Source organism: Streptomyces sp. AK02-01A, from assembly GCF_033795305.1.
In the GTDB taxonomy this organism is placed as follows: Bacteria; Actinomycetota; Actinomycetes; order Streptomycetales; family Streptomycetaceae; genus Streptomyces.
On record NZ_JARBAE010000060.1, the window covers coordinates 1 to 26490 of the forward strand.

General features: G+C 71.3%; 29 protein-coding genes and 1 pseudogene. 11 read left to right on the forward strand and 19 right to left on the reverse strand.

Annotated features, from left to right (window positions below):
• Positions 1-114: 114 nt before the first annotated feature.
• Complete coding sequence (locus PV679_RS32885) at positions 115-849, reverse strand: uridine kinase (RefSeq protein WP_319684549.1); 735 nt, start codon at positions 847-849, stop codon at positions 115-117.
• A 112-nt stretch (positions 850-961) separates the two neighbouring features.
• Here PV679_RS32885 and PV679_RS32890 point away from each other — a divergent pair, with 112 nt between their 5' ends.
• Complete coding sequence (locus PV679_RS32890; protein ID WP_319684551.1) at positions 962-1381, forward strand: hypothetical protein; 420 nt, start codon at positions 962-964, stop codon at positions 1379-1381.
• A gap of 93 nt (positions 1382-1474) precedes the next feature.
• On the opposite strand, the gene PV679_RS32895 is transcribed toward PV679_RS32890, so the two are convergent.
• From PV679_RS32895 to deoC, 3 genes are read right to left on the reverse strand one after another with little or no spacing between them, the layout of a single operon-like run.
• On the reverse strand, positions 1475-2383 hold the full coding sequence (locus PV679_RS32895) for an aldehyde dehydrogenase family protein (RefSeq protein ID WP_319684552.1): 909 nt from the start codon (positions 2381-2383) through the stop codon (positions 1475-1477).
• Positions 2376-3806, reverse strand: a complete 1431-nt coding sequence (locus PV679_RS32900) for an aldehyde dehydrogenase family protein (RefSeq protein WP_319684554.1) — start codon at positions 3804-3806, stop codon at positions 2376-2378. Before PV679_RS32900 ends, PV679_RS32895 begins: the two co-directional genes overlap by 8 nt.
• A 1-nt stretch (position 3807) precedes the next feature.
• Positions 3808-4755 (reverse strand): deoxyribose-phosphate aldolase, encoded by a 948-nt coding sequence (gene deoC, locus PV679_RS32905; protein ID WP_319684602.1) that lies wholly within the window; start codon positions 4753-4755, stop codon positions 3808-3810.
• Positions 4756-4902: 147 nt separating this feature from the next.
• Between deoC and PV679_RS32910 the strand changes: the two genes are divergently transcribed.
• Positions 4903-5538, forward strand: a complete 636-nt coding sequence (locus PV679_RS32910; RefSeq protein WP_319684556.1) for a PH domain-containing protein — start codon at positions 4903-4905, stop codon at positions 5536-5538.
• A gap of 78 nt (positions 5539-5616) precedes the next feature.
• On the opposite strand, the gene PV679_RS32915 is transcribed toward PV679_RS32910, so the two are convergent.
• The 3 genes from PV679_RS32915 to PV679_RS32925 all read right to left on the reverse strand — a co-directional run bounded on the left by PV679_RS32915 (position 5617) and on the right by PV679_RS32925 (position 8846).
• Positions 5617-7269 carry a phospho-sugar mutase gene (locus PV679_RS32915; RefSeq protein WP_319684557.1) on the reverse strand — a complete coding sequence of 551 codons (1653 nt, stop codon included), beginning with the start codon at positions 7267-7269 and terminating at the stop codon, positions 5617-5619.
• Between the two features lie 127 nt (positions 7270-7396).
• The gene (locus tag PV679_RS32920) at positions 7397-8227 is read right to left on the reverse strand and encodes a purine-nucleoside phosphorylase (protein WP_319684559.1); all 831 of its coding nucleotides are present in this window, start codon (positions 8225-8227) and stop codon (positions 7397-7399) included.
• Positions 8228-8408: 181 nt separating this feature from the next.
• On the reverse strand, positions 8409-8846 hold the full coding sequence (locus PV679_RS32925; protein ID WP_319684561.1) for a gamma-glutamylcyclotransferase: 438 nt from the start codon (positions 8844-8846) through the stop codon (positions 8409-8411).
• Positions 8847-9080: 234 nt separating this feature from the next.
• Between PV679_RS32925 and PV679_RS32930 the strand changes: the two genes are divergently transcribed.
• Together PV679_RS32930 and PV679_RS32935 are read left to right on the forward strand one after the other, a co-directional pair.
• The gene (locus PV679_RS32930; protein ID WP_319684563.1) at positions 9081-10520 is read left to right on the forward strand and encodes an NAD(P)H-quinone dehydrogenase; all 1440 of its coding nucleotides are present in this window, start codon (positions 9081-9083) and stop codon (positions 10518-10520) included.
• Between the two features lie 228 nt (positions 10521-10748).
• On the forward strand, positions 10749-11687 hold the full coding sequence (locus tag PV679_RS32935; RefSeq protein ID WP_416069856.1) for a DeoR/GlpR family DNA-binding transcription regulator: 939 nt from the start codon (positions 10749-10751) through the stop codon (positions 11685-11687).
• 106 nt (positions 11688-11793) lie between these two features.
• Here PV679_RS32935 and PV679_RS32940 read toward each other — a convergent pair whose 3' ends face one another.
• Together PV679_RS32940 and PV679_RS32945 are read right to left on the reverse strand one after the other, a co-directional pair.
• Positions 11794-12417 (reverse strand): helix-turn-helix domain-containing protein, encoded by a 624-nt coding sequence (locus PV679_RS32940; RefSeq protein WP_319684567.1) that lies wholly within the window; start codon positions 12415-12417, stop codon positions 11794-11796.
• Positions 12418-12590: 173 nt separating this feature from the next.
• Positions 12591-14345: an acetyl/propionyl/methylcrotonyl-CoA carboxylase subunit alpha gene (locus PV679_RS32945; protein WP_319684568.1), complete on the reverse strand. Its 1755-nt coding sequence runs from the start codon at positions 14343-14345 to the stop codon at positions 12591-12593.
• A gap of 339 nt (positions 14346-14684) precedes the next feature.
• Here PV679_RS32945 and PV679_RS32950 point away from each other — a divergent pair, with 339 nt between their 5' ends.
• Positions 14685-15161 carry a hypothetical protein gene (locus tag PV679_RS32950; RefSeq protein ID WP_319684570.1) on the forward strand — a complete coding sequence of 159 codons (477 nt, stop codon included), beginning with the start codon at positions 14685-14687 and terminating at the stop codon, positions 15159-15161.
• A 26-nt stretch (positions 15162-15187) separates the two neighbouring features.
• On the opposite strand, the gene PV679_RS32955 is transcribed toward PV679_RS32950, so the two are convergent.
• Together PV679_RS32955 and PV679_RS32960 are read right to left on the reverse strand one after the other, a co-directional pair.
• Positions 15188-15802, reverse strand: coding sequence for a nucleoside triphosphate pyrophosphatase (locus PV679_RS32955; RefSeq protein WP_319684572.1), 615 nt, complete (start codon positions 15800-15802; stop codon positions 15188-15190).
• Between the two features lie 93 nt (positions 15803-15895).
• Entirely contained in the window at positions 15896-16696 is an 801-nt protein-coding gene (locus PV679_RS32960; protein WP_319684573.1) for a glucose 1-dehydrogenase, read from the reverse strand.
• A gap of 86 nt (positions 16697-16782) precedes the next feature.
• Between PV679_RS32960 and PV679_RS32965 the strand changes: the two genes are divergently transcribed.
• Positions 16783-17634, forward strand: coding sequence for a helix-turn-helix transcriptional regulator (locus PV679_RS32965; protein WP_319684575.1), 852 nt, complete (start codon positions 16783-16785; stop codon positions 17632-17634).
• Positions 17635-17704: 70 nt separating this feature from the next.
• Here PV679_RS32965 and PV679_RS32970 read toward each other — a convergent pair whose 3' ends face one another.
• Complete coding sequence (locus PV679_RS32970) at positions 17705-18064, reverse strand: helix-turn-helix domain-containing protein (protein WP_319684577.1); 360 nt, start codon at positions 18062-18064, stop codon at positions 17705-17707.
• 76 nt (positions 18065-18140) lie between these two features.
• On the opposite strand from PV679_RS32970, the gene PV679_RS32975 reads away from it, so the two are divergent.
• Positions 18141-19031 carry an NAD(P)-dependent oxidoreductase gene (locus PV679_RS32975; protein WP_319684578.1) on the forward strand — a complete coding sequence of 297 codons (891 nt, stop codon included), beginning with the start codon at positions 18141-18143 and terminating at the stop codon, positions 19029-19031.
• A gap of 90 nt (positions 19032-19121) precedes the next feature.
• Here the strand turns inward: PV679_RS32975 and PV679_RS32980 are convergent, their stop codons facing one another.
• Positions 19122-20390, reverse strand: a complete 1269-nt coding sequence (locus PV679_RS32980; RefSeq protein WP_319684580.1) for an MFS transporter — start codon at positions 20388-20390, stop codon at positions 19122-19124.
• 148 nt (positions 20391-20538) lie between these two features.
• Here PV679_RS32980 and PV679_RS32985 point away from each other — a divergent pair, with 148 nt between their 5' ends.
• The gene (locus PV679_RS32985; protein WP_319684582.1) at positions 20539-21474 is read left to right on the forward strand and encodes a LysR family transcriptional regulator; all 936 of its coding nucleotides are present in this window, start codon (positions 20539-20541) and stop codon (positions 21472-21474) included.
• A 144-nt stretch (positions 21475-21618) separates the two neighbouring features.
• On the opposite strand, the gene PV679_RS32990 is transcribed toward PV679_RS32985, so the two are convergent.
• From PV679_RS32990 to PV679_RS33000, 3 genes and pseudogenes are all read right to left on the reverse strand, one after another.
• Complete coding sequence (locus PV679_RS32990; RefSeq protein ID WP_319684604.1) at positions 21619-22062, reverse strand: NUDIX hydrolase; 444 nt, start codon at positions 22060-22062, stop codon at positions 21619-21621.
• 105 nt (positions 22063-22167) lie between these two features.
• Positions 22168-22392, reverse strand: a complete 225-nt coding sequence (locus PV679_RS32995) for a DUF397 domain-containing protein (protein ID WP_319684583.1) — start codon at positions 22390-22392, stop codon at positions 22168-22170.
• Positions 22379-23175, reverse strand: a pseudogene (locus tag PV679_RS33000) (helix-turn-helix domain-containing protein). Before PV679_RS33000 ends, PV679_RS32995 begins: the two are co-directional and overlap by 14 nt.
• Between PV679_RS33000 and PV679_RS33005 the strand changes: the two are divergent.
• A complete protein-coding gene (locus tag PV679_RS33005) occupies positions 23123-23377 on the forward strand; it encodes an ATP-binding protein (RefSeq protein WP_319684605.1) in 255 nt (84 codons plus the stop codon). The pseudogene PV679_RS33000 and the gene PV679_RS33005 overlap by 53 nt on opposite strands.
• Entirely contained in the window at positions 23367-23798 is a 432-nt protein-coding gene (locus PV679_RS33010; protein WP_319684584.1) for a hypothetical protein, read from the forward strand. Before PV679_RS33005 ends, PV679_RS33010 begins: the two co-directional genes overlap by 11 nt.
• A 101-nt stretch (positions 23799-23899) precedes the next feature.
• Here the strand turns inward: PV679_RS33010 and mmpB are convergent, their stop codons facing one another.
• Together mmpB and PV679_RS33020 are read right to left on the reverse strand one after the other, a co-directional pair.
• Positions 23900-24028, reverse strand: a complete 129-nt coding sequence (mmpB, locus tag PV679_RS33015) for a morphogenic membrane protein MmpB (RefSeq protein ID WP_319684586.1) — start codon at positions 24026-24028, stop codon at positions 23900-23902.
• A gap of 80 nt (positions 24029-24108) precedes the next feature.
• The gene (locus PV679_RS33020) at positions 24109-24756 is read right to left on the reverse strand and encodes a TetR/AcrR family transcriptional regulator (RefSeq protein ID WP_416069854.1); all 648 of its coding nucleotides are present in this window, start codon (positions 24754-24756) and stop codon (positions 24109-24111) included.
• A gap of 78 nt (positions 24757-24834) precedes the next feature.
• Here PV679_RS33020 and PV679_RS33025 point away from each other — a divergent pair, with 78 nt between their 5' ends.
• Entirely contained in the window at positions 24835-26244 is a 1410-nt protein-coding gene (locus PV679_RS33025; protein WP_319684589.1) for an MFS transporter, read from the forward strand.
• A 35-nt stretch (positions 26245-26279) separates the two neighbouring features.
• Here the strand turns inward: PV679_RS33025 and PV679_RS33030 are convergent, their stop codons facing one another.
• A complete protein-coding gene (locus PV679_RS33030; RefSeq protein WP_319684591.1) occupies positions 26280-26486 on the reverse strand; it encodes an acyl-CoA carboxylase subunit epsilon in 207 nt (68 codons plus the stop codon).
• Between the last annotated feature and the right edge of the window lie 4 nt (positions 26487-26490).

The window sequence follows — 26490 nt, forward strand, 5'->3', positions numbered from 1 at the left end:
GCACGGGGGATCACGGGGGATCACCGGAAAAGGAAGCGGGACCGGACAGGCCGGGGGGACCTGTCCGGTCCCGCTTTCGTCGCGCCGGGAGCCGCCGCCTCGCGGAGCGGCCGTTCAGCGACCGCCCACCGGTGAGCCGGCCGCCGCCGTCCCGTCCGACGGAGCGCGGCGCGGCCGCACGCACCGGCCGGCCGCCGCGGCCGCGATACGGCCCAGCGCCTCGGCCTTGCCGCACGGATACGTGCCGAGCGCCGTCTGCCGGCCGACGATCGCGCGTTCCGCGCGCATCAGCCGCCAGCCGCGCCGCAGCAGGAACGGAAGCGACTTCCGTCCTTCGCGCAGATCGCGCAGCAGCCGCCGCCGGAACGTCGTCGAGGGACGGCCGCGCAGACAGAGCGCGTCCGCCAGCACGCCGAGTTCCTGGCAGCGCGCCACGATGTCGGCGGCGAAGATGCCTTCCGCCAGGAACAGCGGCGTGCGTTCGATGTCGAGTGCCTCCGTGTCCACCCGGGCGCTGGTGGCGATGGAGTAGACGGGGACGGTCGTACGGCCCGTACGGCACAGCTCCGCGACCGCCGCGACGGCGGCGTCCGCGTCCCAGGACAGCGGAGAGTCCCAGTCGATGTCCGTGCTCTCCGGGACGAGCGGCAGCGTCGGGTCGTCGCCGTCCTTGTAGAAGTCGTCGAGGCGCAGCACGGGCAGGCCGGTGCGGGCGGCGAGGGACGATTTTCCGGAGCCTGAGGGGCCCGCGAGCAGTACGACCCGGGTCGGGTGGGATGGGGAACTCACGGGACACCAGTGTGAGGCATCCGTCCGCGAGGTGAACCCCCGGGGACCGGTCGGCCACATCCTTGGGATGTCATATGTCCGCTTGGCCGGTGTTGTTGGTATCGCGAGCACCGCCTCGACTACGCTGAGTGCGTTCCCGATCACTCGAATACCAGGCCAGGCAGGAAATCCCATGGCACGTCATGCAGCTCCCACCCCGCCGCGCCGCGCTCTGGCGCGTGCCGGTCTGATCGTCACGGCAGCGGGCGCGGCCCTCGGTCTGGGCGGCGCGGCCCAGGCGGCGCAGCAGCCCGCCGCGCCCGTCCCCGTGACGGGCCCCGAGTCCCAGCTCGCCGGAGCCGGTACGGCGGCCGGGCAGTCCCTCGGTACCGCGCTCGAACACGGGACGGCGGGCGCGGTGGCTCCCGTCAAGCACCTCAGGCTCAATCCGCTGGCAGGCACCGGCGTGGATCCGCTGGACAACGCGGTCGGCACGCAGGTCGCCGACTTCAAGCCGCTGTCCACGGCGCTGGTGACCGGTCCGCTGGCGCGGGGCGGAGCGCTTCAGGATCTGCCGCTGGCCGGCGCGGCCGCGGGTCTGCTGCCCGGCTGAGCCGTGCGGCGAGGCGATGGGTGAGGGCCCGCCGCTCCGGAATCCCGGAGCGGCGGGCCCTCACCTGTACCGGCGAAGCGGCGGAACCGAGGCTCAGTAGGACGAACCGGAGGCGCCGAGGCCGCCGGTCGGGTGCCAGACCGTCTTCGTCTCCAGGAAGGCCGTCAGCCGGCGCGTGCCCGGATCGGCCGACCAGTCGGTGGGCCGCGGTCGCAGCACCCGCTTCATGTTGTCCGCCGCGGCGATCTCCAGCTCCTTGGCCAGGACCTCGTCGGCGCCGGTCAGATCGATGCCGTTGACGTCCTGGTGCGCGGCGAGCGGGGCCGCGATCTCGGCGGTCTTTCCGGAGAGGACATTGACCACACCGCCCGGCAGGTCGGAGGTGGCCAGCACCTCGCCGAGGGAGAGCGCGGGCAGCGGAGACCTCTCGCTCGCGACGACGATCGCGGTGTTGCCCGTCGCGATCACCGGTGCGACGGCGGAGACCAGGCCGAGGAAGGACGAATCCTGCGGGGCCAGCACGGTGACGACTCCGGTCGGCTCCGGAGTGGAGAGGTTGAAGAACGGACCCGCGACCGGGTTCGCTCCGCCCGCGATCTGGCCGATCTTGTCGGTCCAGCCCGCGTACCAGACCCAGCGGTCGACCGCCGCGTCGACGAGCACCGCGGCCTTCGGCTTCGACAGGCCCTCGGCGTCCGCGACCTCCCGTACGAACTGGTCGCGGCGGCCCTCCAGCATCTCGGCGACCCGGTAGAGGACCTGGCCGCGGTTGTACGCGGTCGCGCCCGACCAGCCGCCGAACGCCTTGCGCGCGGCGACGACCGCGTCCCGGGCGTCCTTGCGGGAGGACAGCGGGGCGTTGGCGAGCCAGGCGCCCTTGGAGTCGGTCACTTCGTACACCCGGCCGCTCTCGCTGCGCGGGAACTTGCCCCCGACGTACAGCTTGTAGGTCTTGAAGACACTCAGCCGGCCCGCGACGGCGCCGGTGGATTCCTTAGACATCGAGGTACGCCTCCAGGCCGTGGCGGCCGCCTTCGCGGCCGTAGCCCGATTCCTTGTAGCCGCCGAAGGGCGAGGTCGGGTCGAACTTGTTGAAGGTGTTGGCCCAGACGACACCCGCGCGGAGCCGGTTGGCGACCGCCAGGATGCGGGAGCCCTTCTCCGTCCAGATGCCGGCCGACAGCCCGTACTGCGTGTTGTTGGCCTTGGCCACGGCCTCCTCGGGCGTACGGAATGTCAGCACCGACAGCACCGGGCCGAAGATCTCGTCGCGGGCGATGGTGTGCGCCTGAGTGACGTTCGTGAAGAGAGTCGGCGCGAACCAGTAGCCGGCGGACGGGAGTTCGCAGTCGGGCGACCAGCGCTGCGCGCCCTCGGCCTCGCCCGTCTCGGCCAGTGCCGTGATACGGGCGAGCTGCTCGGCGGAGTTGATCGCGCCCAGGTCGGTGTTCTTGTCCAGCGGGTCACCGACCCGCAGCGTCGACAGCCGGCGCTTGAGCGAGTCCAGCAGCTCGTCATGGACCGACTCCTGGACCAGCAGCCGGGAGCCCGCGCAGCAGACCTGGCCCTGGTTGAAGAAGATGCCCGTGACGATGCCCTCGACGGCCTGGTCGACGGGTGCGTCGTCGAAGACGATGTTGGCGCCCTTGCCGCCCAGTTCGAGTGTGACCTTCTTGTCCGTCCCGGCGATCTGACGGGCGATGGCCTTGCCGACGGCGGTCGAGCCGGTGAAGGCGACCTTGTCGATGTCCGGGTGCCCGACGAGGGCGGCGCCGGTGGCGCCGTCACCGGTGACGATGTTCACCACACCTCTGGGCAGCCCGGCCTGGCGGCAGATGTCCGCGAAGAACAGCGCGGACAGCGGTGTCGTCTCGGCGGGCTTCAGCACCACGGTGTTGCCGGTGGCGAGCGCCGGTGCGATCTTCCAGGCGAGCATCAGCAGCGGGAAGTTCCACGGGATGACCTGGCCCGCGACGCCCAGCGGCTTCGGGTCGGCGCCGTAACCGGCGTGCGAGAGCTTGTCGGCCCAGCCCGCGTAGTAGAAGAAGTGCGCGGCGACCAGCGGGAGATCGGTGTCGCGGGTCTCCTTGATCGGCTTGCCGTTGTCGAGGGTCTCCAGGACGGCCAGCTCGCGCGAGCGCTCCTGGATGATCCGCGCGATACGGAAGAGGTACTTGGCGCGCTCGGAACCGGGCAGCGCGGACCACTTCTCGAACGCCTTCCTGGCGGCCCTGACGGCCCGGTCGACATCCGCCGTACTGGCCTGGGTGTACTCGGCCAGTACTTCCTCGGTGGACGGGCTGACCGTCTTGTTCAGACCTCCGCCCGAACCTTCGGTGAACTCGCCGTCGATGAAGAGTCCGTAGGAGGGTGCGATGTCGACGATCGCACGGGACTCCGGGGCCGGCGCGTACTCGAATGCCATGTCAGTCCACCGTTACGTAATCGGGGCCGGAGTACCGGCCGGTGCTGAGCTTCTGACGCTGCATCAGCAAGTCGTTCAGCAGGCTGGACGCGCCGAAGCGGAACCAGTGGTTGTCCAGCCAGTCCTCGCCGGCGGTCTCCTTGACCAGCACCAGGAATCTGATCGCGTCCTTGCTGGTGCGGATGCCGCCGGCCGGCTTCACGCCGATCCGCACACCGGTCCGCTCGTGGAAGTCGCGCACGGCCTCCAGCATCAGAAGGGTGTTGGCGGGGGTGGCGTTGACTCCGACCTTGCCGGTCGACGTCTTGATGAAGTCGGCACCGGCGATCATGCCGAGCCAGGAGGCGCGGCGGATGTTGTCGTACGTGGAGAGTTCGCCGGTCTCGAAGATGACCTTGAGCCGGGCGGCTCCCGCCGCCTCCTTCACGGCGCGGATCTCCTCGTACACCTTCAGATAACGCCCCGACAGGAACGCGCCGCGATCGATGACCATGTCGATCTCGTCGGCGCCCGCGGCCACGGCGTCGCGGGTGTCCGCGAGCTTCACACCGAGCGAGGCGCGGCCGGCCGGGAAGGCGGTGGCGACGGAGGCGACCTTCACGTCCGAACCGGCGAGCGCGGCCACGGCCGTCTCCGCCATGTCCGGATAGACACAGACCGCGGCGGTGGCCGGCGTGGTGCGGTCGGTCGGATCGGGACGGAGGGCCTTGGCGGCCAGCGCCCGGACCTTGCCCGGGGTGTCCGCGCCTTCCAGCGTCGTCAGGTCGATCATGGAGATGGCCAGATCGATGGCGTACGCCTTGGCCGTGGTCTTGATCGAGCGCGTCCCGAGCGACGCGGCGCGCGCCTCCAGGCCGACGGTGTCGACGCCGGGCAGCCCGTGCAGGAACCGGCGCAGTGAGCTGTCGGACGCCGTCACATCGGCGAATGCGGGGGTGATGGTGGGCATGGTCACCAGATGAGCATATCTACGCGCGTAGCGGGGTGTACAGCGAATGCGCGCGGGCGGAGCGAGCCGTTCCCGAGATGTGACCGGACCCGGCGGACCGGGACGGGTTCCTGGAGGCGCTTGCGGGCGTACGGCAGAATCGAGCATATGACGAGCACCCGACAGCCCTCCGAGCCGACCTACGCCGACCGTGTCTTCCGGTCGGTGGGCGGGATCGCGGGCGGAGCGGTCCTGCTCGTGATCGCCGCCTGGATCGGCGGAGACGCGCTCATCCGCGGCACCGGCCGCACGCCGTGGCTGGCGCTCGCCGGGCTGCTGCTCGTCGTGCCGCTCGTCGTCGCCTTCACTCTGCGCCCGGCCGTCTTCGCCAATGACGACCGGCTGCGGATCAGGAATCCGTTCCGGACGATCGGTCTTCCCTGGGCGGCGGTGACGAATGTGAAGGCGTCGTACTCGTGCGAGGTGTTCACCGAGGACGCGGGCACGTTCCAGCTCTGGGCCGTCCCTGTCTCCCTGCGGCAGCGCAAGCGCGCCGCCCGCCGCCAGTCGCATCTCGCGCATGACGATCCGCACGGCAGGACCTCGGTCAACGCGGATGTCACCGACACCGCCAGGCGGATGGCGCAGGCCGACCGGACGGTGATCGAACTGCGCGAACTGGCCGAGCGGTCCGCCTCCCGGCCCACCGCGCAGGGCGCGCCGGTGGTCCGCTGGGCGTACGAGATCATGGCTCCGGCCGTCGTGGGCCTGGTCTTCCTCGTCGTGCTGCTCGCCACCGGCTGAGTACCGCTCGCCACCGGCTGAGCCCGGTACGCCAAGGGGCCCGTCCCCGGTGGTGGAACGGGCCCACACGCGCACGGCTCAGATGCCGGCGGCCGCCGCGAGGTCCCGCTTCATGGCGGCGATCATCTCGGCCGCGGTCGTCCTGGCCGTCGTGAGCGCGGTCGCGTCGGCGACCGGGACCACGATCTCCAGATAGCACTTGATCTTCGGCTCGGTGCCGCTGGGACGGACGATGACGCGGGCCCGGTACGCGCCCTCCAGCCGGTAGCGGAGGCCGTCGGTCGGCGGGAGTCCGGCCGCGCCGCGCGTCAGGTCCTCGGCGGAGACGACGTTCAGACCGGCCAGCCGCACCGGCGGCTGCTCGCGCAGCCGGCGCATCGCGTCCGAGATCAGCGACAGGTCCTTGACGCGGACCGAGAGCTGGTCCGTGGCGTGCAGACCGTGTGTCACCGCCAGATCGTCGAGGAGATCGGTGAGCGTACGGTCCTTCGCCTTCAGCTCCGAGGCGAGCTCGGCGACGAGCAGCGCGGCCGTGATGCCGTCCTTGTCGCGTACGCCGTCGGGATCGACGCAGTAGCCGAGCGCCTCCTCGTATCCGTACCGCAGGTCCTCGACGCGGGCGATCCACTTGAAGCCGGTCAGCGTCTCCTCGTAACCGACTCCGGCCGCGGCGGCGATCCGGCCGAGCAGCGAGGACGAGACGATCGACTCGGCGAAGGTGCCCGTCACGCCCTTGTGGACGAGATGCGCGGCGAGCAGCGCGCCGACCTCGTCGCCGCGCAGCATCCGCCAGCCGCCGTCGGCCGAGTCGTCGGGGACGGCGACGGCGCAGCGGTCCGCGTCCGGGTCGTTGGCGATGATCAGATCGGGCTGGACGCGGCGGGCCGTGGCGAAGGCCAGATCCATCGCGCCCGGTTCCTCCGGGTTCGGGAACGCGACCGTCGGGAAGGCCGGATCGGGCTCGGCCTGCTCCGCCACCAGCACGGGCTCGGGAAAGCCCGCTCGCGCGAACGCGGCGGTGAAGGTCTCCGTACCGACGCCGTGCAGGGCCGTGTGGACGACCCGCGCCGTCCGCGGCGACCCGGCGGTCAGCGCGGCGTCCGTACGCTCCAGATACGCCGTCAGCACCTCGTCTCCGAGGGTCTGCCAGCCGCTGTCGGGACGCGGGACGGTCGCCAGCGCGCCGACCGCCTCGATCTCGGCCGCGATCTCGCCGTCGGCGGGCGGCACGATCTGGGAGCCGCCGCCGAGATAGACCTTGTAGCCGTTGTCCCTCGGCGGGTTGTGGCTGGCGGTGACCTCCACGCCGGCGACGGCGCCGAGATGCCGTACGGCGAAGGCCAGTACGGGTGTGGGCAGCGGACGCGGCAGCACGGCGGCGCGCAGGCCCGCGCCGGTCATCACGGCGGCGGTGTCCCGGGCGAAGTCCGCGGACTTGTAGCGGGCGTCGTAGCCGATGACGACCAGTCCGTCGCCGTCGCCGTGGCCCTTCAGATACGCGGCGAGGCCGGCGGCGGCCCGGATGACCACGGCGCGGTTCATCCGCATGGGCCCGGGGCCCAGCTCGCCGCGCAGGCCCGCCGTGCCGAACTGCAGCGTGCCGGTGAACAGCTCGGCGAGTGTGCTGGGGTCCCCGGCGTCGATGATCTTGCCGAGTTCCTCGCGGGTCTCGCTGTCCGGGTCCTCGGCCAGCCAGGCCGTGGCCCGCGCGACGATGTCCTGCTGCTGCACGGTGGGGGCACCTCCCTGCGCCGAAGCCGGCGCCGTTCTCGCGGAGGTGATCGCTCTCCGCTTGGTTGCTCGACTGATTCCGCTGCCCGGATCCGAAGGAGTGTCCGGGGGAGATGTCATTCCCGGCTCAGATGCGCTCAAGCACCTGGGCCAGCAGCGCACCCATCTGTGTCGCCGAGTCGCGGCCCGCCCTGAGGACCTCCTCGTGGTTGAGGGGTTCGCCCGACAGGCCCGCCGCCAGATTGGTGACCAGCGAGATGCCGAGGACCTCCGCGCCGGCCTCGCGGGCCGCGATGGCCTCCAGCACGGTGGACATGCCGACCAGGTCGCCGCCCATCACCCGGACCATGTTGATCTCGGCGGGCGTCTCGTAGTGCGGGCCGGGGAACTGCACGTACACGCCCTCTTCGAGGGCCGGGTCGATCTCCTTGCACAGCGCGCGCAGCCGCGGCGAGTACAGGTCGGTCAGGTCCACGAAGTTCGCGCCGACGATCGGTGAGACGGCCGTCAGATTGATGTGGTCGCTGATCAGCACGGGCTGGCCGGGCCGCATGCCCTCGCGCAGCCCGCCGCAGCCGTTGGTCAGGACGACGGTCTTGCAGCCGGCCGCGACCGCGGTCCGTACGCCGTGCGCGACGGCCGCGACGCCTCGGCCCTCGTAGTAGTGCGTACGGCCGAGGAAGACCAGCGCCCGCTTCTCCGCGATCTTGTAGGAGCGGATCCTGCCGCCGTGGCCGGCGACGGCCGGAGGCGGGAAGCCCGTGAGCTCGGTCACCGGGAAGTCCGCCTCGGGCGCACCGAGCGCGTCGACCGCGGGGCCCCATCCGGAGCCCATCACCAGGGCGACGTCATGGGTCTCGGCGCCGGTGAGGTCGCGCAGCCGCGCGGCGGCGGCGTCGGCGACGGCAAGGGGATCGTCGGGTCCGCCGGCGTTGCCGGGGATAACAGATGCGTTCACGCGGATGAGCGTAGCCGGTCATTTCCTACGCGCGTAGATGAGCGGCGGTACGGGCCTTACATCGTTGTGTTGTCGTTTCCCGCGAAAAGCGTCCGGCCCTGGGCCGGACGGGTGCCGGAGTGCCGCGCCGGCGGTACGCCGGCCGTCGCGGGCGCTGTCGCCGCGGCCCGCGCGGCCGGGCTCAGCAGGGGCGCTTGCGCAGTTCCATCACATAGTCGTGCGGCGCTCCCGCCGACTCCGCCGCGTCGGCCAGTTCGCCGAGGTAGCGGGCGGACGGCAGGCCGCCCTCGTAGCCGTTCAGGACATACATCCAGGCCGGCTCCTCGCCGTCCAGCGTGTGTACCCGGACGCGCATCCGCCGGTAGATGTCGAGCCCGACGCCTTCCCAGCGGTCCATGGAGTCCTCGTCCATCGGAGCGATGTCGTACAGCGCGACGAAGACCTGTGAGCGCGGGGCCTCCACGACCGTGGCCAGCGCGCCCTCCCAGCCCATCTGCTCCCCGCCGAAGGTGAGCCGCCAGCCGTTGAGCCAGCCGGTGCCGCGCAACGGTGAGTGCGGGGCGCGGCGGGTCATCAGCCGCGCGTCGAGGTTGCCGGCGTACGCGGCGTAGAGCGACATGAGGTCGAGGGTACGGGAGGTGCGGGCGTGACCGCCGGTCCACCGGCCGGGCTCGGGGCGGAGCGCCGCCGGGCCCGGCCCGGCGGCGCCGGGTTCCCGGATGGAGGGACCCGGGGCGAAGCTGCTTGAAGCGTGCGGGACAATGGAGTACGTACTGCATCCCCCGGGGACACCCCGGAACCCCGGCCGGGGTGGCAGACGGGCCGGGTTGACAACGCGAGGCGGACTTTTTTCGTGACCCGGATCGTGATCATCGGTGGCGGACCCGGCGGCTACGAGGCGGCCCTGGTGGGCGCGCAGCTCGGCGCGGAGGTGACCGTCGTGGACTGCGACGGCCTCGGCGGCGCGTCGGTGCTCACCGACTGCGTGCCGTCGAAGACCCTCATCGCCACGGCCGAGGTGATGACCACCTTCGACTCCTCGTACGAGGAGCTGGGCATCATCGTCGCGGACGACACACCGCCGCTGGAACGGGCGGCCCGGGTCGTCGGCGTCGACCTCGGCAAGGTCAACCGACGCGTGAAGCGGCTGGCCCTCGCGCAGTCGCACGACATCACGGCCTCCGTCACCCGGGCCGGCGCCCGCGTCATGCGCGGCCGCGGCCGGCTCGACGGGCGGCAGGCGATGGACGGCTCGCGCCAGGTGATCGTGACCGCGGCGGACGGCAGCCAGGAGTCGCTCACCGCCGACGCCGTGCTGATCGCCACCGGCGCCCATCCGCGCGAGATCCAGGACGCGCGGCCGGACGGCGAGCGCATCCTCAACTGGACGCAGGTGTACGACCTCGACGAGCTTCCCGAGGAGCTGATCGTGGTCGGTTCCGGTGTCACCGGCGCCGAGTTCGCCGGTGCCTACCAGGCGCTGGGCTCCCGGGTCACGCTGGTCTCCTCGCGCGACCGCGTGCTGCCCGGCGAGGACCCGGACGCCGCCGCCGTGCTGGAGGACGTCTTCCGGCGCCGCGGTATGAACGTGATGTCGCGCTGCCGCGCCGAGTCCGCCAAACGCGTGGGCGACCGGGTCGAGGTGACGCTCTCCGACGGCCGGGTCATCTCCGGCTCGCACTGTCTGATGGCGGTCGGCGCGATCCCGAACACCGCCGGCATGGGGCTGGAGGAGGCCGGTGTCCTGCTCAAGGACTCGGGCCACATCAAGACCGACCGGGTCTCCCGCACCTCCGCGCCCGGTGTGTACGCCGCCGGAGATGTCACCGGGATCTTCGCGCTCGCCTCGGTCGCGGCCATGCAGGGCCGGATAGCGATGTACCACTTCCTGGGCGACGCGGTGACGCCGCTCAACCTGAAGACCGTCTCGTCCAACGTTTTCACCGATCCGGAGATCGCCACCGTCGGCTACACGCAGGCGGACATCGACAGCGGCAAGATCGACGCCCGCGTCGTCAAGCTGCCGCTGCTGCGCAACGCGCGCGCCAAGATGCAGGGCATCAGGGACGGCTTCGTCAAGATCTTCGCCCGTCCCGGTACGGGCATCGTGGTCGGCGGTGTGGTCGTCGCGCCCCGGGCGAGCGAGCTGATCCATCCCATCGCGCTCGCGGTCGACAACAACCTGACCGTCGAACAGATCGCGAACACCTTCACCGTCTACCCCTCCCTTTCGGGGTCGATCGCCGAGGTGGCACGGCAGTTGCACACCCGGAAGACCGGCGAGGAGAGCTGACTCCGGGTCTCGTCGCCGCACGGCCGGACCGGGGCCGACCGGCCCGGGACCGGTCCTGGCACGTCCTCACCGCGGGGCCGTGTTCGAGTCGCGCGATCGCTCATACCACCATGCGCGCTCGTCTGTGTACAACTTCTGTTATTCGGCGCAAACTGCTGAAACCAGACGGACATTGGGGTTACTGTCAGTTTCGTGTTCGCTGCAGAACGTCGTCAATTGATCCTCGAAATGGTGCGCGCCAACGGGGCCGTGTCGCTCCGTGAGCTCGCCCGCGTCGTCCAGACCTCCGAAGTGACCGTACGGCGCGACGTGCGGGCGCTGGAGGCAGAAGGACTCCTCGACCGCAGACATGGCGGTGCGGTACTGCCGGGCGGATTCACGCGAGAATCCGGCTTTCCGCAAAAGTCCCATCTCGCCACGGCGGAGAAGACGGCCATCGCCGATCTCGCCGCGAGCTTCGTCGAAGAGGGCGAGGCCGTGGTCGTCGGTGCCGGTACGACCACGCAGGAGCTGGCGCGCCGGCTCGCGCGGATCCCGGGACTGACCGTCGTCACCAACTCACTGCTGGTCGCGCAGGCGTTGGCGCACGCCAACCGTGTCGAAGTCGTCATGACGGGTGGCACGCTGCGCGGTTCGAACTACGCGCTGGTCGGCAGCGGTGCCGAGCAGTCCCTCCAGGGACTGCGGGTCACTCGCGCGTTCCTCTCCGGGAGCGGCCTGACGGCCGAGCGCGGACTGTCCACGTCCAACATGCTCTCGGCGAGCGTCGACCGCGCGCTGGTGCAGGCCGCGGCGGAGGTCGTCGTGCTGGCCGATCACACCAAGCTCGGCACCGACACGATGTTCCAGACGGTGCCGACCGACCTGATCAGCCGGCTGGTGACCGACGAGCCGCCCGCGCACGACGACCGGGCCGCGACCGAGCTCCAGGCCCTCGCCGACCAGGGCGTGCAGATCGCGGTGGCGGGCGCGGCGGCGGCGCCCGGCGGCGAGCCGGTCCCACCGGGGCGCCCGCCCCGCCGCGATGTGCCGCTGCCGGGCCAGCGCCGTACGCACTCGGCGGGACCGGGCGGAAGCCCGGGGCCACAACTGCGCGGCGCGGCCGCTCCGCTGTCGGCTCAGGAACAGGGCGAGCGCGCGAGAGTGGCCGACCTGCGCCGCCGCTGACCGGACGGCGCGGCGGGCCGGGGCCCGGATCTCCGGCCGGTCCGTCTCCGGCCGGTCCGTCTCCGGTCGGTCCGGATCTCCGGCCGGTCCGTCTCCGGTCCGTGGCTCAGCTCGGCGTGGCCGGCGGTTCCTCGTCCGGTCCGGGCCGGTGCGTGCTGAGGCCCGTCAGGGTCAGCGTCAGCAGGCGGTCGGCCAACCGCGGATCGTCCGGGGTCTGTTCGGCGGCCAGCGCGATGGCGTTGGTCAACTGCATCAGATCGTCGATGGAGACGTCGGGCCGCACGCTCCCGGCGCGCTGCGCCCGTACGAGCAGCCGCTCGCCCGCCTCGCGCATCGGCACGCTGCACTGCGACAGTGCGGAACTCTCGTCGCGCGAGGCCGACATGAGCGCCTGCGAGAGGCCGCGGTACTCGCCCGCGTGCGTGATGATGGCGCGCAGCCACTCCACCAGCGCGTTACAGGGCCCGGCCGCTCCGGCGAGTTCGCGCGACCGCTCCAGCAGCGAGGCGAGCGCCTCCTGGAAGACGGCGCTCATCAGCGCGTGCCGGTTGGGAAAGTGGCGGTAGAGCGTGCCGATGCCCACGCCCGCGCGGCGCGCCACATCCTCCAGCGAGGCGTCCGTGCCGTGCTCCGCGAAGCTGATGCGGGCCTCGGCCAGCAGCCGGTCGTAGTTGCGGCGCGCGTCGGCGCGCATGGGCCGGGGCGGCGCCTGTGCCGTACTCCTCGCCATCGCGCGGTCCTTCCTGTCTTCACCTGTGGTGCCGTGGCACCTGTGGCGTCCAGGATGCCATTGCCCGGGGAACGGCCGGCGCCGCGGGACCGTCCGCTCGTGGACATGACAGCGTCCCGCCGGACGGATCCGGCGGGACGGCGTGGTTACGGACGGACGGACCGGAGGGCCGGTCAGTCCTTGATCTCGCAGATGGTGGCGCCGGAGGTGAGGGACGTACCGACGGCGGCGGCCAGGCCCTTGACGGTGCCGGAGCGGTGCGCGTTCAGAGGCTGTTCCATCTTCATGGCTTCCAGGACGACGACGAGGTCGCCCTCCTTGACCTCCTGGCCCTCTTCGACGGCGACCTTGACGATGGTGCCCTGCATCGGGGAGGTCAGCGTGTCGCCGGAGGCCGTGGAGGCCGACTTCTTGGCCGCGCGGCGCTTGGGCTTGGCGCCGGCCGCCAGGCCGGTGCGGGCCAGCGACATGCCGAGGCTGGTCGGCAGGGAGACTTCGAGGCGCTTGCCGCCGACCTCGACCACGACGGTCTCGCGGCCCGTCTCCTCGTCCATGTCCGCGTCGGCGGGCGCGGTGAAGGCCGGGATGTCGTTCTCGAACTCCGTCTCGATCCACCGGGTGTGGATCGTGAACGGGTCGGAGGTGAACGCGGGATCAGCGACCACCTTGCGGTGGAACGGGATGGCGGTCGCCATGCCCTCGACATTGAACTCGGCCAGCGCGCGGGCCGCGCGCTGGAGCGCCTGCTCACGGCTGGCTCCGGTGACGATCAGCTTGGCCAGGAGCGAGTCCCAGGCCGGGCCGATGACCGAGCCGGACTCGACGCCCGCGTCCAGCCGGACACCGGGACCGGTCGGCGGAGCGAAGGTGGTGACGGTGCCGGGCGCGGGCAGGAAGCCACGGCCCGGGTCCTCGCCGTTGATACGGAACTCGAACGAGTGTCCGCGCATGGCCGGGTCGTCGTATCCGAGCGCCTCGCCGTCGGCGATCCGGAACATCTCACGGACCAGGTCGATGCCGGTGACCTCTTCGGTGACCGGGTGCTCCACCTGGAGCCGGGTGTTGACCTCCAGGAAGGAGATCGTGCCGTCGGCGCCGACGAGGAACTCGACGGTGCCCGCGCCGATGTAACCGGCCTCCTTGAGGATCGCCTTCGACGCCGCGTACAGCTCGGCGTTCTGCGCCTCGCTCAGGAACGGCGCGGGCGCCTCCTCGACCAGCTTCTGGTGGCGGCGCTGGAGCGAGCAGTCACGTGTCGACACGACGACGACATTGCCGTGCGAGTCGGCCAGGCACTGGGTCTCCACATGCCGGGGCTTGTCGAGGTAGCGCTCGACGAAGCACTCGCCACGGCCGAAGGCCGCGACGGCCTCGCGGACAGCGGAGTCGTACAGCTCCGGGATCTCCTCCAGCGTGCGCGCGACCTTGAGGCCGCGACCGCCGCCGCCGAAGGCCGCCTTGATGGCGATCGGCAGACCGTGTTCGCGCGCGAAGGCCACGACCTCGTCCGAGCCGGAGACCGGGTCGGCGGTGCCGGCGACGAGCGGCGCGCCGGCGCGCTGGGCGATGTGGCGGGCCGCGACCTTGTCACCCAGATCGCGGATGGCCTGCGGCGGCGGGCCGATCCAGGTCAGGCCCGCGTCCAGGACGGCCTGGGCGAAGTCGGCGTTCTCGGAGAGGAAGCCGTAGCCGGGATGGATGGCGTCCGCGTCCGAATCCTTCGCCGCCTGGAGCACCTTGGCCATGTCCAGGTAGCTGGCAGCCGGTGTGTCACCGCCCAGAGCGAACGCCTCGTCGGCCGCGCGGACATGCAGGGCGTCCCGGTCCGGGTCGGCGTAGACGGCTACGCTCGCGATCCCGGCATCCCGGCAGGCACGGGCAACGCGGACAGCGATTTCGCCACGGTTGGCGATGAGCACCTTGCGCACGATGGCTCCCTCCTTGAGACAAGCTGAGTTTAGGGACAGCCGACACGCCCTCTCGACTCGTCCCCAGTGGTGACCTTGCGCACACGGAGCGTGACCAGAGCCGCGCTCAAGTGGCGAAATCCCTTGTGGCACCACGGTACGCCGCGATCCTTCGTCGCACAGTAGCGGTCGGACGTGGTCCAGCTCTCTGTCTGAGTGCCCCTCGGCGGATCGCGTTTCTTTGTGGAGTCCCTACGAATGGCCGAATGATTCTTTGCCTCCGCGCGGGCCCTTGTCCGCGGGTTTACCGATTAGTAGCGTGCGCGATGTCGTCCGTACTTGCGGTAACTGGGGAAGAGGGTGGAGGCCGTGGGACGCAGACCGGTGGCCTGGGTGGCCGCGATCGTCTTGCTGGCGGAGGCGCTCGGCGTCGTGTTCGTCAACGGTGTGCTGGCGACGGTCGTACGCAATCAGCAGATGTCCCTGGCCGGGCTCGACCCGGACGCCATGTCGGCCGGCACCTGGGCGATGGGCGGCGTCTTCGGTCTGTATCTCGTCCTGTGCGCGGCACTTCTGGTGCGTACGGCCGTCAAGGACCTGGCGCCGGGCCGCTTCGGCCGGGTCGTGCTGATCGCCTGCGCGGTCGTGCACGGAGTGCTCGGCGCGGTGACGGTGGGTCTGGTGGGCTGGACGGCCTTCGCCTTCATGATGGTCGTCCTGGCGCTGATCGTCCTGATACTGGTGGCATACGACCGAGAGCGGCGGCCCGGCCACCGGGACGAAGAACCGGCGGCCGGGCCCGCGAGCGGCTCGGCCGAGGGCCCGGCGCCCGCCTGATCCCGCTCCGGTCGCCCGCGATCGGCTCAGACCCACAGATCGGTGATCGTGACTCCGAGCCCGGCGAGCAGCCGGCGCAGCAGCGGCAGGGACAGGCCGATCACATTGCCGTGGTCGCCCTCGATCGAGTCGACGAAGGGCGCGGAGCGGCCGTCCAGAGTGAAGGCGCCCGCGACATGGAGCGGCTCGCCGGACGCGACGTACGCGGCGATCTCGGCGTCCGCCGGGTCGCCGAAGTGGACGGTGGTCGAGGCCGTTTCCGAGACGCGGCGGCCGGTCGCGGTGTCGATCACACAGTGGCCCGTACGCAGCACGCCCGAGCGACCGCGCATCGACTTCCAGCGGGCGGTGGCCTCTTCGGCGTCGGCCGGCTTGCCGAGCGCCTCACCGTCCAGTTCGAGGACGGAGTCGCAGCCGATGACCAGCGCCCCGGCCGTCTCGGGACGCGCGGCCACGGCGGTGGCCTTGGCCTCGGCGAGAACGAGCGCCAGCTCGGCCGGTGTCGGCGCGGACAGCGCGTCCTCGTCGACACCGCTGACGATCACCTCGGGAGCGAGCCCGGCCTGGCGGAGCAGTCCGAGACGGGCGGGAGAGGCGGAGGCGAGGACGAGCCGGCGGCGCTGATCGGTCATGCGGGCCATCGTAGGACGAGCGGGACGAGCGCCTCCGGGCAGGTGCGCGCACCTGGACCGGGCCCGGAGGTCACCGCCGACCACGGCGCGGCGCCTTTCGGCTCAGGCCCGCGCGCCGCCGTCGACCCGGAGGACCGTGCCGGTCACATACGAGGAGCGGTCGCTGAGCAGCCAGGCGGCGGCCTGGGCGATCTCCTCGGGGCCGGCCGCGCGGCGCAGCGGCGTATAGGCGTTGAGCCGCTCGACGAGTCCGGGCGCATGCGCTTCCCAGGTACTGATCATCTCGGTCTGTGTGTTTCCGGGCGCGATCGCGTTGACGCGGATGCCTTCCGGACCGTAGGTGATGGCGGCCGACTCGGTGAGGCTGTTGACCGCCCGCTTCATCGCACCGTAGGCGGGCAGCTCGGGGTTGCCCATCAGGCTGCCGACGCTGGAGTTGTTGACGATGGCTCCCGTCCCGGCGGTGGCCCGGATGGCGGCGATCTCGGCGACCATGGCCAGCCACGGGCCCTTGAGGTTGACGGCGTAGACGTAGTCGAAGTCGGCCTCCCGCACCTGGTCCATCGGGCCGGGCGGCACGAATGTCCCGCCGTTGTTGAAGGCGATGTCGAGCCGGCCGTACAGGGCCACGGCGCGGTCCACGGCGGCCCGCACACTGGCCGCGTCGGCCAGATCGCACACTACGTACTCCGCGACGCCGCCGGCTGCCCTGACCTCCTCGGTCACCGCCTTGAGCTGGTCCTCCGTCCGGGCCGCGAGCAGCACCCGGGCGCCTTCCCTGGCGAACAGCCGCGCGGCGGCTGCGCCGATACCGCGACCGGCACCGGTGATGAAGGCGACCTTGCCGTCCAGCAGGCCCAGGGCGGTGGAGGTGGTTCCACTTGTGGTTGGTGTGTTGTCCATGGCAGCGAGCCTGCGCCGGGCCACGGAGGCTATCCAGGCACCGGCGGTACCTGGATCGTTCCGTGGCAGCCGCGCACACTGGGGCTGTGGACAGACAAGAACTGGCGGCCTTCCTGCGCAGCAGGCGCGAGCGGATCACACCCGCCGAGGCGGGCCTGCCCGCCGGTCCGCGCCGCCGCACACCTGGGCTGCGCCGCGAGGAGACGGCGCAGTTGGCGTTCATCTCGACCGAGTACTACACGCGGCTGGAGCAGGCCCGCGCGCCGCGCCCGTCGCGCGAGGTGCTGGCCGCGCTGGCCCGGGCGCTGCGTCTGTCGGACGCCGAGCGCGACCACCTCCACCATCTCGCCGGAGCGCCGCCGGCCCCGTCGGCCGGGCCCTCCCGTGAGGTACGCCAGAGCATCCTCGACCTGCTGCACCGGCTGCCGCAGGCCGCCGCGATCGTGACGTCCGCGACATACGAGGTGATCGCCTGGAACGATCTCGCGGCCGCTCTCATGGAGGACTTCTCCGCGCTGCCGCCGCGCGACCGCAATCTGGTGCGCCGCGTCTTCCTCGGGCCGCATCCGCAGGGCCGGCGGCTGTACGGAGTGTCGGACGCGGACGCGTTCGCCCGTACCTCGGCCCGGCACCTGCGCGCCACCGCCGCCCGCTACTCCGACGATCCCGAGGTGGCCGGGCTGGTGCGCGAACTCCTCGCCGGAAGCGCGGAGTTCGCGCGGCTGTGGGCGTCGCACGACGTGTGCGACGCGCCCTCTCTGCGCAAGACGTTCCAGCATCCGCTGGTCGGCCCGGTCACCGTCAACTGTGATGTCCTCGACATCACCGACCGGGACCAGCGGGTCGTGATCTACACCGCCGCTCCGGGCTCACCGTCCGAGGAGGCGCTGCGGCTGCTGGCGGTCATCGGCACGCAGCGCATGGACGTGACGGGCTGAGCGACGCCGGGCGGCGTTGCGTCGCGGCTGTTCAGCGCAACGAGTCAGCGCAACGAGTCAGCGCAACGAGTCAGCGCAACGAGTCGGACACTTCCTCGTGTGCGCTCCGGTCACCGAGGAGATGCGTCCTGCCCCAGGCGCCGAGCGGGCCCAGCGCCTCGTTGAGGGAGACACCGAGCGGAGTGAGAGCGTAGCCGACCCGGCGTACGGCTCCCTCGAAAGCCTCCTCCCGGACGACGACGCCGTCGGACTCCAGCTCCCGCAGATGCGAGGCGAGCACCTTCTCCGTGACACCGGGAACGCCGCGCCGCAGCTCGCCGAACCGGCAGGGCCCCGCGTCGAGCGCCCACAGGATGAGCACCTTCCACTTGCCGCCGACCACGTCGATCGCCGCGTCGATGCCGCACACGTACGTGTCCCGCCTGGTCATGCACTCACCTTAAGGTAACTGCCCACAAAAGAGTGCGTACTTGATCACGGTTTGGGCATGCGTGAGCCTGATCCACATGAACACGCACACGACTTCCAAGACCCACATCACCCTCCTCGGCCTCGGCGACATGGGCACCGCACTCGCTCGCGCCTGGCTCGCCGCCGGGCATCCGCTGACCGTATGGAACCGCACCGCGGCCAAGGCCGGAGCCCTGGCGGCCGAGGGCGCCCGGGCGGCGGGGGGCCCGGCCGAGGCGGTGGCCGCGGCCACCGGTCCCGTCGTCCTGTGCCTGCTGGACGACGCCTCGGTGGGCGAGGCGCTGGACGGCATCGACCTGAACGGCAGGGACGTGGTCAACCTGACCACCGGCACGCCCGCCGAGGCCAAGCGGCGCGCCCGGTGGGCCGAGGAGCGCGGAGCCCGTTTCCTGGACGGCGGGATCATGGCGATTCCGCCGATGATCGGCCGGCCCGAGACCGGCGGCTATGTCTTCTACAGCGGCGACCTCGGACTGTTCGAGCGCCATCGCGAGGCACTGGAGGCTCCCGCAGGAGCGAAGTTCGTCGGCGAGGACCCAGGTCGCGCGGCGCTGCACGACATCGCTCTGCTCAGCGCGATGACCGGCATGTTCGCGGGCATCACCCACGCCTTCGCGCTGGTGCGCCCCGAGAAGGACCTTGACCAGGCCGGATTCGCCACCTTGCTCGCGGAATGGCTCGGCGCCATGGCCGGCGCCGTCCACGGCGTGGCCGCCCAACTGGAGAGCGGCGACTACACCGAGGGCGTCACCTCCAATCTCGCCATGATGGCGGCGGCGAACGCCACATTCCTGGCGACGGCGGAGGAGCAGTCCGTCGATTCCCGCCTTCTCACCCCCTATATGGAGCTGATGAGCCGACGGGTGGCCCAGGGCCACGGCGACGAGGGCCTGGCGGGCACGGTCGGCCTGCTCAGAGGCGAGTGAGGCTCCGTACGGCGTCCGCCGTCGTCCTTGGAGGTGCGGCGCGGCGACGGTACCGCACGGCTGGCACCGGCGCCGTGCCGGCCGACGCGGTCAGGTGCGGCTCGGTGCCGGCTCCGGCTCGGAAAGAGGCGCCGCCGCGCGGCGGGGGAGGAGCAGCGGGGTCGCCAGCAGAAGGACGCCGGCCAGGCCGATGGCCGTACGCGGGCCGAGCAGCCCGCCCAGTACGCCCCAGACGGCCGTCAGAAGCGCGGTCGAGGCCCTGGTCGTCACCGCCCAGGCGGACAGCGTGCGGGCGACCCGATCGGTCGCGGTGCGCTCCAGGCGGTAGGTGGCGTAGACGGGATTGAAGATCCCGCAGCAGAAGATGAGCCCGAGCTCGACGCCCATCACCAGCACCAGCCCTCCCGTGCCCGGCCCGAGGAAGGCCAGGCCGACGGGCCAGATCGCGCGCAGCGTCCCGGCCACGACCAGGACCCGGTGCTGTCCGAACCGGCTGACGAGCGGCCGGGCCAGCCGGGAGCCGAGCAGCCCGCCGATCGACGGCGCGGCGAAGGCGAGGCCGTACTGCCACGGTGCGAACCCGAGCCGGCCGAGCATCAGGACGGCCAGCAGCGGCGAGGCGGCCATCACCAGGCCGTTGAACAAGGCGGTGTTGAAGAACAGCGGACGCAGCGTCGCGTCGGCGAGGATGTACCGCCAGCCGTCGAGCAGGTCCCCGGCCCGTACGCGCGCGGCCTCCCGGCGCTCGGACGGCGGCTCGTGCCCGCCCGTCGCGCGGATGCCCAGGGCCGAGAGCAGATAGCTGACCGCGTCGGCCACCACCGTCGCCACCGGACCGAGGAGCCCGATCGCCGCGCCGCCCAGCGGCGGTCCGATGATCGTGGTCGTCCAGGTCGTGGACTCGAACCGGGCATTGGCGACGAGCAGGTCCTCGGCCGGCAGCAGTGTCTTCAGATACGCGCCGGAGGCGGCGCGGAAGGTGATGTCGGCCGCCGCGACGACGACCGAGACCAGCAGGAGCTGAAGGAAGGTGAGCACGCCGAGCGCGAACGCGGCGGGGATCGTCAGCAGCGCCGCGAACCGCACCAGGTCCGTCGCGATCAGCACCGGCCGCTTGCGGCGGAACTCCGTCCACGGACCGAGCGGCACCGCCACGGCCGCGCCCACCGCCGCACCCACGGAGGAGAGCGCGGCGACCTCGGCCGGTCCGGCGTGCAGCACCTGGATGGCGATCAGCGGGAACGCGCCGAAGGCGAGCCACATGCCGAGCGCACTGGTTCCATACGCTGCCCAGAGCCAGCCGAACCGCCATCCCAGCCGATGCCCGAGCAGATGTCCCAGCCGGTGCCCGCTCCGCACGCCCGATGCCCCTCTCCACTCGCCCGTACAACCGATCCGCGACCGAAAGCATCAAAGCGAGCGGCACAGCCAGGGATCAAACAACCGCAGGGCCGCCCAGCCACAACCAATGGTTGTGGCCTTACGGGACCGCACTTAGGGTGTCGGCGTGGACCTCGACACCGTCCGGACCTTCGTCGCCGCCGCCGACGCGGGGCAGTTCCAGGAGGCCGCCGCCGAGCTGGCGGTCACGCAGCAGGCCGTCTCCAAGCGCATCGCCGCGCTGGAGCGCGACCTCGGCGTGCGGCTGTTCACCCGCACCGCGCGCGGCGCCGAACTCACCATCGACGGGCAGGCGTTCCTGCCGCACGCGCGCGAGCTGCTGCGCGTCGCCGAGCGCGCGGTCGCGTCCGTACGCACCGGCCGCCGTCCGCTGCGCGTCGATGTGATCGCCTCGCGCGGCGCGGCGTCCGCGCTGATGCGCGGCTTCCACCGCGCGCACCCGGAGATCGAGCTCGACGTGGTGTGGCTGTTCGACATCGAGAAGGCCGTCGCCGCCATCCGGTCCGGTGCGATCGACGCGTCCTTCCGTGCCGTCGCCGCGCCGGGCCGGTCCCTTCCCGAGGAAATCGAGTCCGTCCGGGTGGTCGACGAGCCGCTCCAGCTCCTCACCGGCCCCGGCCACGCGCTGGCGGGCGCCCGGTCGGTGACCGTCGCACAGCTCGCCGGACACCGGATCTGGATGCCCGGCATCGTCCCCGGCACCGAGTGGGCCGCCTACTACGACGACCTCGTCGCCGAGTTCGGCCTCACCATCGAGGCGACCGGCCCCAACTTCGGCTCCGACGCGCTCCTCGACACCGTCGCCGACACTCCGGCCCTGGCCACCTTCATGGGCGAGCGGACCCGCCTCGTCTGGCCCGACGGCCACGGCCTGCGCCGTATCCCGGTGACCGACCCGACGCCCGTCTACCCGCACTCGCTCCTCTGGCACCGCGACAACCCGCACCCGGCGCTGGCGACCCTCCGCGCGCACCTCGCCGCCACAGCGGCAGGCTACGACGCCGCCGGGACCTGGACACCGGGCTGGGTGATCCCGCGCTGAACGCCGCCGCGCGACCGCAACCTGATGCGCCGCGTCTTCCTCGGGCCGCATCCGCTGGGGCTGCTGGCGGTCATCGGCACGCAGCGTATGGACGTGACGGGCTGACACCGACCGGCCGACGCGGTCGGGTGCGGGCCGGGACCGCTACCGCCAACCGTGCTCGGTCAGCGGTCCCGTTCCGTTCAGGTACCCCAGCAGCCCGGCCTCGGGGTACTCGATGATGTCCTCGGGCAGCTCGTGAACGCTGAACCATTCGAGGCCGAGGCACTTGTCGGGTTCCCGGTTAATCGGTTCCCCGTGCCACTCCGTGGCCTCGAAGAAGAAACCCACCCGCTCGATGTCCTCGCTCTGTCTGTGGTGGACGATGTGAACGAGGCGAAGGTTCGCGGGATCGACCGCGACGCCGGTCTCCTCGAACAGCTCACGCGCCGCGCCGACGGTCATCGGCTCGCCCTCGTCGAGTTTGCCTGACGGGGCGTGCCATCGGCCGTAGCCGTAGGGGCCCCCACGTTGTGAAAGCAGCATTTTGTCGCCGTCGCGCAGGAAGACGTGCGTGTCGATTACGGGTGTGGCTGGCTTTGCGCTCATGGTCACCGGTCGGTCGTTGGGGTCTTTGTGGCGTCCGAGGCTACCGAGGGCGGCGCAACGGCGTAGGCGAAGAATGGCCGCGCGGGGCTGATCGGTGGCGGTGACTCAGGTGAGGGACCTGCCGTCCTTGACGGCGGAGATGAACGATGACCAGCCCTCGGCCGAGAAGACCAGTGCCGGGCCGTGCGGGTTCTTGGAGTCGCGTACCGGGACGGTGGTGTGTCCGTCGGCCACTTCGAGGCATTCGCCGTTGCACGGTCCGCTGTAGCTGGACTTACGCCACCCGGAAATGGAGTGGGCGTCCGGGATGGTCTGCTCACTGCTGTTCATGCTCGTATTCCTTCGCTACAGCCCTGATCAGGGCTAGTGACGCCTCGTGCGACAGCGCATCGCTCAGGGCCAGGTCGTAAGCAGTCTGGCAATACCTCACCCGGGCCGGATCGTCCATCAGGTGCCCCGTGGACACCCCCTCGGCGTAAGCGATCGGCGGGGCGTCTTCGAAGTTCAGCAGGTAGAGCATGCCCTCCACCAAGGAGTGGGCTCCAGCAGCGAAGGGCATGACGTGCAGGCGCAGTTGCCCCGCTTCTGTCATTCCCTCGATCTTGCGCAATTGCGCGGCCATGGTCCCAGGGCCACCGATTCTTCGCCGAAGCGTTGCCTCGTCCAGCAAGATCCAGGTTACGGGAGCTGACGGCCCCTCGAAGATCTGAGCACGCCGCATGCGATTGACAATCCACTGGTCAATGTCGGTCACCCGGAAGTTCGGGAGATACACCTGGAAAACCGCGCGTGCGTACGCCTCCGTCTGAAGCAGGCCGGGAATGAGCGACAAGGCGTAATAGCGGATCTCCGTCGCCTGTCGCTCAAGCTCCGCCACCGCCACGAAGTGTTCGGCGTACCGGGGGTCGAGATCCTCCAGCAGCGTGCGAAGAAGCCGTCAGTACCCAGGACCAGGTCGATACGCTGGGCGTCTTCGGGGTTGGGCAGTCGGCGTCCCGCCTCGAAGTGACTGATCAGCGTGGGAGAACACACCACGCCCTCGCTCAGCGTCTGTTGCGTCATGTTCGCCGCCATACGCCTGATCTTCAGCTCCTCCCCGTACGGCGTCCGCATCGAAGTGGACGACGCTTCCTCGGGCCGGCCGCAGCAGCGCGAGCCCGGCGCCGACGACTGCGACGGACGCGGCCTGCTTCTGGTGGACGCACTCTCGGACCGGTGGGGTGTCAGCGCGCGGCCCGGCATCGGAAAGCGGGTCTGGTCCGAACTGACCGGCACGCGAGCCGAGCGGGAGAGCGGGCGGCACCATGTCGACTGAACGGCACCGGCTGGCCGTGCTCCTCGTTCCCGGAGACCGGGTGACCATCGACGGACACCGGCGCCAGATCAAGGCCACCCGGCTGGACCGCTGCGCCACCGGCGGCTCCGTCGCCGTGATCACCTTCCAGAGCGGGCCCTCGCTGCGGCTGCCCGCCGCCACGCTGGTGCAGGTGGTCGCACCGGTCCCGGCGTCGGCGGTGTGGTTCGGTGACTGGTCGCTGCGCGAGGACGTGTCCGGCGGCCCGCCGACGCGCGAGGTGATGTGTACGACCTGTCACGAGAGATATGAGACGGGCGACGATCCAGCCGCGCTGACCACGTGGTGCGTCCCTCACGCGGGTCGCACAGGACACACCGGTTTCCGTACGACCGCGACCGGTTTCCTGCGGGCGGTGGTGCGCCCAGGGCCGGTTCGATGAGCCACATGGACTGCTGACGGCGGTCCCCGCTGTCCGCCGTACGCACCGGATCCGGCGGACAGCAGGAGCTTCGCGGTGGACGCGCGCGTTGGCGAGGGCGCTCAGCGGAGGCCGAGCACGATCATCGCCACCACCATCGCCAGCGCGAGCACGACTCCGGCGCGGCGCATCATCGACTGCGTCGCGCGCAGCTCCTCGGTCGGTTCGTTCTTGGGGTCGGACCACAGCATGAGTCCGAGCTTGCGTCGGAGACGACCGGAGCGCCTGAGTACGAGTACTCAGGCGGCTCCGCGTCGGCCCGCCGCGCGGATCACCGCGCCGCGTCCGGCGGTACGAACGCTCCGGCCCGCGCCGCCGCGAGGACGACCGCCACGGAGCGTTCCGCGTCGGCCGCGGAAAGCGGTTCGCGGCTGACGGCGAAGCGGTAATAGAGAGGCGCGGAGACGGCGCGCAGCACCTCCGTCGCGTCCGTCCCGGCCGGGACCTCGCCGCGCTCGACGGCCCGTGCGACGGCCGGTGCCCATTCGCGCAGCCGGGTCGTGTAGAAGCCGTTCAGCGCGGTGGCGCAGTCCGCGTCACAGGCGGCGGCCGCGATGACCGCCTGGAAGACGGGTCCCATTCGTCGGTCGGTGAGCGTCTTCCGTACGAGACGGGCGTTGGCCAGGAGGTCACCGTCGAGCGTGCCGGTGTCGGCGGCGGGAAGCGACTGCTCGGCCATGTCGTGCAGCAGATCGGTGACCAGTCCGGTCGATGATCCCCAGCGCCGGTAGACGGTGGTCTTGCCGACGCCCGCGGCCGCCGCGACCCGGTCCATGTTCAGACCGTGGAAGCCCTGCTCGACCAGGGCGTCCTGGGTCGCTTCGAGGACCGCGGCACGGACCTTCGCGGTCCGGCCACCAGGTCGGACCGTGCCGGGTGCGACGGACTGTTCCGCACTCAAACGGGTCTCCTGTTCCATTAATGACTCTCACTCTGCTACGGTCCGGTCATCTTAACGGAACTTGCCGCCCATTACGGTGCGGGGAGGGGCGGAGTCATGACCACGGTCGGAACGGGAGCGCCAGGAGCGGCCCGGCAGTTGGCGCCACCATCACGCATGGACGGACGGACGCGCCTTGTCCTTGTGGTGCTGCTGGTCGCGCAGTTCATGCTCGCGGTCGACTTCTCGATCCTGAATGTCGCGCTGCCGGTCATCGGCGAGGGCCTCGGCTTCTCGCTCGGCGGCCTCCAGTGGATCGCCACCGCCTTCGCGCTGGCCGCCGCCGGTTTCACGCTGCTCTTCGGCCGGATCGCCGATCTGGTCGGCCGGCGCAGGATCTTCCTCGGCGGCATGGCGCTGCTCGGAATCGCGTCCCTGGCCGGCGGTCTCGCGGTGAGCCCCGGGATGCTGATGGTCGCGCGGGTCGCCCAGGGCCTTGCCACGGCCGCCGTCACTCCGGCCGGGCTGTCGCTGCTGACCACGTCGTTTCCCGAAGGGCCGCTGCGCGACAAGGCGCTGGGACTGAACGGCGCGCTGATGTCCGCGGGCTTCACGACAGGCGCGATCCTCGGCGGCGTCCTCACGGATCTGCTCTCCTGGCGCTGGGCCTTCTTCATCAATGTGCCCGTGGCGCTCGCCGTCGTCGTGGCAGCCCCGGCCCTGCTCAAGGAGAGCCGCCCGCGCGAGCGTCCACGGCTCGATGTGCCCGGCGCGCTCGCCGTCACCGGTGGCCTGCTCGCACTGGTCTACGGGATGACCGCCGCCGGAGATCACGGCTGGAGCGGCCCGCGCACTCTGGTGCCGCTCGCCGTCGGCGCCGTACTGCTGACCGGGTTCTACTTTCTGGAGAAGCGCTCGGCCGCGCCTCTCGTGCCCATCCGTGTTCTGCGCCGCAGGACCGTCGTCTGGGGCAATGCCGCCGGTCTCATCGCCTTTGTCACCGAGACCTCACTGGTCTTTCTGATGACGCTCTATCTCCAGCAGGTGCTCGGCTTCTCACCGCTCGCGGCCGGACTCTCCTTCGGTGTGCTGGGAGCCGGCACGGTCCTCGGCGGCGTGCTGGCGCCGCGTGTCATCGGCCGGTACGGCAGCCGCGCGGCGCTTGTCGCCGGCGGTCTGCTCCAGGCGGTCGCCACCGCCTCGCTGTTCGCTCTCGGCGACGACCGAGGCTGGCTCGCGCTGCTGCTCGCGGGCACCTTCGCGGGCGGCGTCGGCAATATGCTCGTGATCGTCGGCTTCATGGTCACCGCCACCTCCGGACTGCCCGACGCCGAACAGGGCACGGCGACCGGGCTCGCGACGATGACCCAGCAGGTCGGTATCACCTTGGGCACGCCGGTCATGAGCGCCGTGGTCGTCTCCTCCTCCGGCGCGCTGCTCGACGGAATCGGCCTCGCGGTGCTGGTCAACGCCGGACTCGTGGTCGCGGGCGCACTGCTCTCGGGCCTCTTCCTCCGACGTACCTGACGAGCCGCCGTACCTGACGAACCGTCAGAAGCGGCTCAGCCGGGCCAGTAGGTGCGCGCCCAGGCCCGCGGGCCCGGCCGCGGCGTCAGATGCCGCGCGATCCGGGCCGGCGCCGACCACTCGGCGGGCGGCTCGGACGCACCCGGTGAGGAGTTCGCCATCGCCGCGGCGCGGATCTGGACCACCGCCAGAGCGGCGGCCAGCTCCTCCCGGGTCGGATTTCCTCGTACGACCTTGATCATCGCC

Bases quoted from the DNA above. Each gene is read 5' to 3' on its own strand.
- PV679_RS32885 (WP_319684549.1), bottom strand. From the start codon at position 849: ATGTGGCCGACCGGTCCCCGGGGGTTCACCTCGCGGACGGATGCCTCA.
- PV679_RS32890 (WP_319684551.1), top strand. From the start codon at position 962: ATGGCACGTCATGCAGCTCCCACCCCGCCGCGCCGCGCTCTGGCGCGT.
- PV679_RS32895 (WP_319684552.1), bottom strand. From the start codon at position 2,383: ATGTCTAAGGAATCCACCGGCGCCGTCGCGGGCCGGCTGAGTGTCTTC.
- PV679_RS32900 (WP_319684554.1), bottom strand. From the start codon at position 3,806: ATGGCATTCGAGTACGCGCCGGCCCCGGAGTCCCGTGCGATCGTCGAC.
- deoC (WP_319684602.1), bottom strand. From the start codon at position 4,755: ATGCCCACCATCACCCCCGCATTCGCCGATGTGACGGCGTCCGACAGC.
- PV679_RS32910 (WP_319684556.1), top strand. From the start codon at position 4,903: ATGACGAGCACCCGACAGCCCTCCGAGCCGACCTACGCCGACCGTGTC.
- PV679_RS32925 (WP_319684561.1), bottom strand. From the start codon at position 8,846: ATGTCGCTCTACGCCGCGTACGCCGGCAACCTCGACGCGCGGCTGATG.
- PV679_RS32935 (WP_416069856.1), top strand. From the start codon at position 10,749: ATGGTGCGCGCCAACGGGGCCGTGTCGCTCCGTGAGCTCGCCCGCGTC.
- PV679_RS32940 (WP_319684567.1), bottom strand. From the start codon at position 12,417: ATGGCGAGGAGTACGGCACAGGCGCCGCCCCGGCCCATGCGCGCCGAC.
- PV679_RS32955 (WP_319684572.1), bottom strand. From the start codon at position 15,802: ATGGCCCGCATGACCGATCAGCGCCGCCGGCTCGTCCTCGCCTCCGCC.
- PV679_RS32960 (WP_319684573.1), bottom strand. From the start codon at position 16,696: ATGGACAACACACCAACCACAAGTGGAACCACCTCCACCGCCCTGGGC.
- PV679_RS32970 (WP_319684577.1), bottom strand. From the start codon at position 18,064: ATGACCAGGCGGGACACGTACGTGTGCGGCATCGACGCGGCGATCGAC.
- PV679_RS32975 (WP_319684578.1), top strand. From the start codon at position 18,141: ATGAACACGCACACGACTTCCAAGACCCACATCACCCTCCTCGGCCTC.
- PV679_RS32990 (WP_319684604.1), bottom strand. From the start codon at position 22,062: ATGAGCGCAAAGCCAGCCACACCCGTAATCGACACGCACGTCTTCCTG.
- PV679_RS32995 (WP_319684583.1), bottom strand. From the start codon at position 22,392: ATGAACAGCAGTGAGCAGACCATCCCGGACGCCCACTCCATTTCCGGG.
- PV679_RS33005 (WP_319684605.1), top strand. From the start codon at position 23,123: ATGTTCGCCGCCATACGCCTGATCTTCAGCTCCTCCCCGTACGGCGTC.
- PV679_RS33010 (WP_319684584.1), top strand. From the start codon at position 23,367: ATGTCGACTGAACGGCACCGGCTGGCCGTGCTCCTCGTTCCCGGAGAC.
- mmpB (WP_319684586.1), bottom strand. From the start codon at position 24,028: ATGCTGTGGTCCGACCCCAAGAACGAACCGACCGAGGAGCTGCGCGCG.
- PV679_RS33020 (WP_416069854.1), bottom strand. From the start codon at position 24,756: ATGGAACAGGAGACCCGTTTGAGTGCGGAACAGTCCGTCGCACCCGGC.
- PV679_RS33025 (WP_319684589.1), top strand. From the start codon at position 24,835: ATGACCACGGTCGGAACGGGAGCGCCAGGAGCGGCCCGGCAGTTGGCG.
- PV679_RS33030 (WP_319684591.1), bottom strand. From the start codon at position 26,486: ATGATCAAGGTCGTACGAGGAAATCCGACCCGGGAGGAGCTGGCCGCC.